Origin of the sequence: Rhodococcus sp. (in: high G+C Gram-positive bacteria) (assembly GCF_049286785.1) — a bacterium.
In the GTDB taxonomy this organism is placed as follows: domain Bacteria; phylum Actinomycetota; class Actinomycetes; order Mycobacteriales; family Mycobacteriaceae; genus Rhodococcus_F.
The window spans coordinates 1-4,646 of sequence record NZ_JBAQEO010000429.1; the positions used below are offsets into that span (position 1 = coordinate 1).

Consider the following 4,646-nt stretch of genomic DNA (forward strand, 5'->3'; position numbering starts at 1 on the left):
CTACACGACCGTTCGGAGGATGTTCACGAAGTCGTTCGAGAACAAGGAACTCTCAGCGCGCGAAGGCCGTACGAGGCCCAGCCGAGACGAGTTCGTTCGCGGAGCTCAGTGGGCGGCAGCGCAGGCCCTTCTCGTCGATCCCGAAGAGACCCTGGCCCGCCTGAACCGGGACGACATCGCCCTCGACGAGCGCGTCGAGGACTTTTGGGCTGCGCGTCCAGAGTTGTCGGCAGTGCGTCAGTTCGCACAGTCGCGGTTGATTGCGCCGTGGGCGTTGTTCGGTGCTGTGCTGGCGCGGTCTCTCGCGGTAGTGCCTCCGCGCGTGGTCCTTCCTCCGCTGATCGGTAGCCACGGAAGCGTCAACTCGTTCGTCGCGCTCGTCGGTCCGTCGGGCGCGGGTAAAAGCGTCACCCGCGCTGCGGCACGCGACCTGGTCCAGCTCAAGCTTCCCGGCGACGGGCGGCTTCATGCGCCAAACGTCGGCAGCGGTGAAGGGATGGTGGATCAGTTCGCCGCCTACGACGCCAAGGCCAAGGAATACGTCGGACTGCGGACTCGGGTCATGTTCACAGTGGACGAAGTCGAGTCTCTTACCGTGCAGGGTGGCCGCAGCGGGTCCACGCTGTTTCCGACTGTTCGCTCTGCGTGGACCGGCGATGCGCTCGGGTTCGCCAATCGTGATAAGACCAAGTCGGTTTTCGTGGAGGCGCACCGATATCGACTGACGATGATCGTTGGAGCGCAGCCGACCAAAGCGCAGCCGCTCCTGGACGATGCCGACGGCGGTACCCCGCAGCGCTTCCTGTGGATGCCGACAACCGACCCGAACGCGCCGGACGTCGAGCCGGCAGAGCCCAGTCCGATCACCGTGGGGCCTTGGCCGCCCACGAAGACCGGATTCTCAGTGAGCGGTGTTGAGGCGGCCGAAGTCGCACTGGTGACCACGCCTCCTGACCCGAAGAGTTTCGTTGTGCTCGCGATCCCCGAATGCGTACGGGAAGACGTGCTGGCGCAGCGAAAGAAGGTGCTGCGTGGTGATCCCAGCGCGAATCCTCTCGACGGCCACGCCCTCATGACACGTCTGAAGGTTGCGGTCGCTCTGATGGTGTTGAACGGCCGCTTCGACAAAGTGGGCGAGGACGACTGGGATCTCGCGGGCGTTGTGATGGAGGTTAGCAATCGCACCCGTCGCGAGGTCGAGAAGGTTATCGCCTGCGAAGCGGAGAAGTCCAATCAGGCCCGAGGCGAAGCCGAAGGACGGCGTGAGCTCGCCAAGGTGGACGTGCTGCAGAAGGACGGCCTTGCGCGGGTCTGCGATCGCATCATGAAGAAGCTGAAGGAGGTCGGTGAGTTGAAGCGCTCGGATATGCCGGACTTTCTCGGTCGAGACAAGGGCTTGAAGGACGACGCTGCCGAACTCCTCGCGGCACGGGGCGAAGTGGAACTCGTTCGCTACAAGGCCAAGAACGGTTCGCCGACATGGCTGATCAGACTCGTTGAGAAGGAGTGATGGCGCGTGCGAACAGTGACCAGGCACAAGGGGGTACAGGGGTACGGGTACCCCCATGCCCCGCGTCAACCCAAAATTAGGGTCCCCTTGAAAGGCCAGGTAGAAGAGAGAGATTCATTCGTGGGGAGGCCCCTCAAGGGGGCAGATCGGAAAGGTAGCCGGGTACAGGTACCCATGTACCCCCTACCCGGTCCTAGTGGCAGTCACAGCCTCAACACCACACCCCGGCAAGGTGCCGAAGTTGTCTTACAAGGAGCAGACATGAGCATGGAATTGACGATGAGTTTTCCGGAGAAGGGGACGGTCGGTAGGCCCCGTGAAGAGCGAGCGGTGGAAGGCGCGGTGCTGGCATACCGGGCGGTAGTGGAGTGCTCGGCGGAGGGGAAGCTGCCGAACGTGAAGACCATCTGCAAACACGCGGGAGTGTCAGCAACAGATCGTAATCCGTTGAATAGCGCGTACTTCTTCCATCTCGGACGGACCCTGTGCGTGGAGGCCGGACTGTTGACGGTGGCGGCTCGTGGGCGGTCCCAGGTGTATTCGGTAGTGGGGCAGTTGCTTACCGACGAAGAGGTCGCAGAGCGAGTGGCGGAAGTCATCACTCCAGAAAGGGTGGCGCTCCAACGGGGAGGTCGAAACATGATCAAGGCTAATCGTTTAACTGATACCGAGTTCAAATGGGACCGTTGCTGCCTCGGTGCTGTGTGTGCTTCTCTGCCCGGTGAGGCCGCGTCTCCGCGAGGTGCCCTGTGACGCGGCGCTGGGCGTGGGTTTACGAGGAGCTGCGAGACCTTCAGGCCGCCGACGCGGAAGAGCTGCGACGCCAGCGCGAAGAGGAACGGGCGCAGCTCGCCCCACGACTGTCTCCCGAGCCCGTTCCTGCCCCGGCCGACGAGGTAGTGGATCTGGGGCTGATGCATTACGAGGACGCGGTCGTCGAGGTACGACGCACCACCCCGCCACCGCGCCGGGTGCGTAGGCGTAACCACCGCACCTGACCCCCTTCGCTGCGGCTGGCCGTCGCCGCATCGGACAAGTGGTGCGGCTGGGCGGTACGGGCAGGGTGCACCCCAAAACTCAAGCGCTAGGGCGAAAATTCTGGCCCGTGGGGCTGGCGTAGGGCTATAGGCGAGGCTCATTCATTCGTCGTTGCAGTTGAAAGCTCTACTCGGACAGCGTTACTGACGTGTGAGCTGAACGTTTGGACCGGTAGGCTGTGAGCAAACGCTGGACGGCAAGGGAGCGAAACATGACCAACCGCTATGCAATTCGTGAACAGACCACCGGAAGATTCCAGGCGCGGTGGTACGACGACGGAGGAAAGCGCCGAAGCAAGACGTTCGGGACGCGGACTGAGGCGAAGCGCTTCCTGGAGAACATCAGGGCCGACCGCAACCGGGGCGACTACATCGACCCCAGCGATGCACGGCGCAGCTTCCGTGAGGTCGCGGAGCTGTGGTTGGGCAGCCGCAACCTGCGACCCAAGACCGCGCAGTCGTACCGGACGATTCTGGAGCAGCGCATCTATCCCACCTTCGCGGATAGGGCGGTTGGCAGCATCACCACGATGGACCTGGTCGCGTGGATTACGGACCTGTCGTTGCACGGTAAGCGGGTCGGTCACAACAACAAGCCCACCAACGCGGAATTACCTCGCGCCGAACGAGACGCGCGGTACAGGGAGCGAGCCGGCCGAACCTCTGTAGGGAAGCCGCTGGCACCGGGCACGGTCCACAACGCAGTGCGAGTAATGCGCCAGGTGCTTGACGCCGCCGTGCGCGCCCGGTACCTACGGGGCAACCCGGCGCACGGCCTCACCCGCGACGACTTGCCCAAGGCGCACCGTGATACGGCATCGACGGCGTACCTGTCGGCGGCTCAGGTAGAGCGGCTGGCCGTGGCGATGGAGGAGATGAGCGGTGACGCCGCCTATGGGCTGCTGGCGCGGTTTGCCGCGCAGACGGGAATGCGAGCAGGGGAATGTTGCGGCCTGCGATGGGAGAACGTGGACCTACTGCGCGGGCGGATTACCGTCGCGGAGAGCATCAGCACTGTGAAGAACGGCGACTGGACCGTGGTCCCGCCGAAGAACGGTAAGGCGCGCGTCGTGCCCATCCCGCCCCCGCTGCGCGACGCGCTCGCCGACCTTGCAGCCGAGCGCGGCAAAGCGGGGGCATTCGCGCCCGAGGCGTACGTGTGGCCCGGACCCGACGGAGCGACCACGCCGATGAGCTGGGGCCGCGACTTCTACCTGAAGTGGTGGAAGACTGCCGTCGCCAAGGCAGGACTGCCGAGCGCGCTCCGCTTCCACGACATGCGCCACACCTGCGCGGCGTTGCTGATCGCGGCCAACGTCCCCGCGAAGGCCATCCAGGTGCACCTGGGCCACAGCTCCTTCAAGATCACGATGGACACGTACGGGCACCTGTACGAGGACGCCAGCGATCACGTCGCCAACGCGATGGGTGCAGCGTTCGCGGCCCCGGCAGCACCAGCGATGGGGAACGTGCGAGCGATCAGGGGCTAATCGCTTGGTGGCGTTATCTGGAGGAGTCGATATGTGTGGTGGACTTCGTTCGTGATCTCGTCTGTCACTCGTGATACCGCGATAATCGCGTCGTACTCGGCCGATAATGGGAAAATTCCAAATTTCGGCTGTGCGGCCTCGTCGATGAAGCCGGAAATGGTCTCGCCTGTTCGAGTGTCGGTTGCGGCAAATGTATTTCTTTTAGTATCGGCTCGGAAGATGAAAATTCGAGCGCGAATTGGTTCCTCTTCCTCATCGGGAGTGAGGTCATTTACGGTTTCGACCATATTCACCAGCTTCTCTTTTGAAAGGCGGGCTTCATGGTAAGTGGCGTCGTCATTTGCGAGTGCCATGACGGCAGGTCCGTCCATTCGGGCCACATGGGAAACAAATGTGCGGAAACTCTTGGCGGCCCTCGGCGTCAGGCTTCGGACTGCCTGCCGGAAATCGTCGGAACCTTCGTCCATTGCCAATGTGTCGACAATTGTTTTGGCGGCTTCCTCAAAGACTGATCCGAAGAGGTCAAATCGTCCTGTGGACCCAATATCGATGACTACACTTGCTGCTGAAAGGCTCACGATCTCACTTGCCGTTTGGCTGAGGATATCG

General features: G+C 62.8%; 5 protein-coding genes. 4 read left to right on the forward strand and 1 reads right to left on the reverse strand.

Annotation, left to right across the window (positions count from 1 at the left end; all coding sequences use genetic code 11):
* The 4 genes from WAW17_RS15810 to WAW17_RS15825 all read left to right on the forward strand — a co-directional run.
* Positions 1–1,510: hypothetical protein (locus WAW17_RS15810; protein WP_422333893.1), on the forward strand; the 1,510-nt coding region annotated here is incomplete at its 5' end.
* Between the two features lie 261 nt (positions 1,511–1,771).
* Positions 1,772–2,263, forward strand: a complete 492-nt coding sequence (locus WAW17_RS15815; protein ID WP_422333894.1) for a hypothetical protein — start codon at positions 1,772–1,774, stop codon at positions 2,261–2,263.
* The gene (locus WAW17_RS15820) at positions 2,260–2,508 is read left to right on the forward strand and encodes a hypothetical protein (protein ID WP_422333895.1); all 249 of its coding nucleotides are present in this window, start codon (positions 2,260–2,262) and stop codon (positions 2,506–2,508) included. The genes WAW17_RS15815 and WAW17_RS15820 overlap by 4 nt, the downstream gene beginning before the upstream one ends.
* A 251-nt stretch (positions 2,509–2,759) precedes the next feature.
* Complete coding sequence (locus WAW17_RS15825; RefSeq protein WP_422333896.1) at positions 2,760–4,037, forward strand: tyrosine-type recombinase/integrase; 1,278 nt, start codon at positions 2,760–2,762, stop codon at positions 4,035–4,037.
* Here WAW17_RS15825 and WAW17_RS15830 read toward each other — a convergent pair.
* The coding region (locus WAW17_RS15830) for a hypothetical protein (RefSeq protein WP_422333897.1) at positions 4,034–4,646 on the reverse strand (613 nt) is incomplete at its 5' end. The genes WAW17_RS15825 and WAW17_RS15830 overlap by 4 nt on opposite strands.

What these genes read in the sequence shown, in the direction of transcription:
- WAW17_RS15825 (WP_422333896.1), top strand. Translation starts at nt 2,760, where the DNA reads ATGACCAACCGCTATGCAATTCGTGAACAGACCACCGGAAGATTCCAG.
- WAW17_RS15815 (WP_422333894.1), top strand. Translation starts at nt 1,772, where the DNA reads ATGAGCATGGAATTGACGATGAGTTTTCCGGAGAAGGGGACGGTCGGT.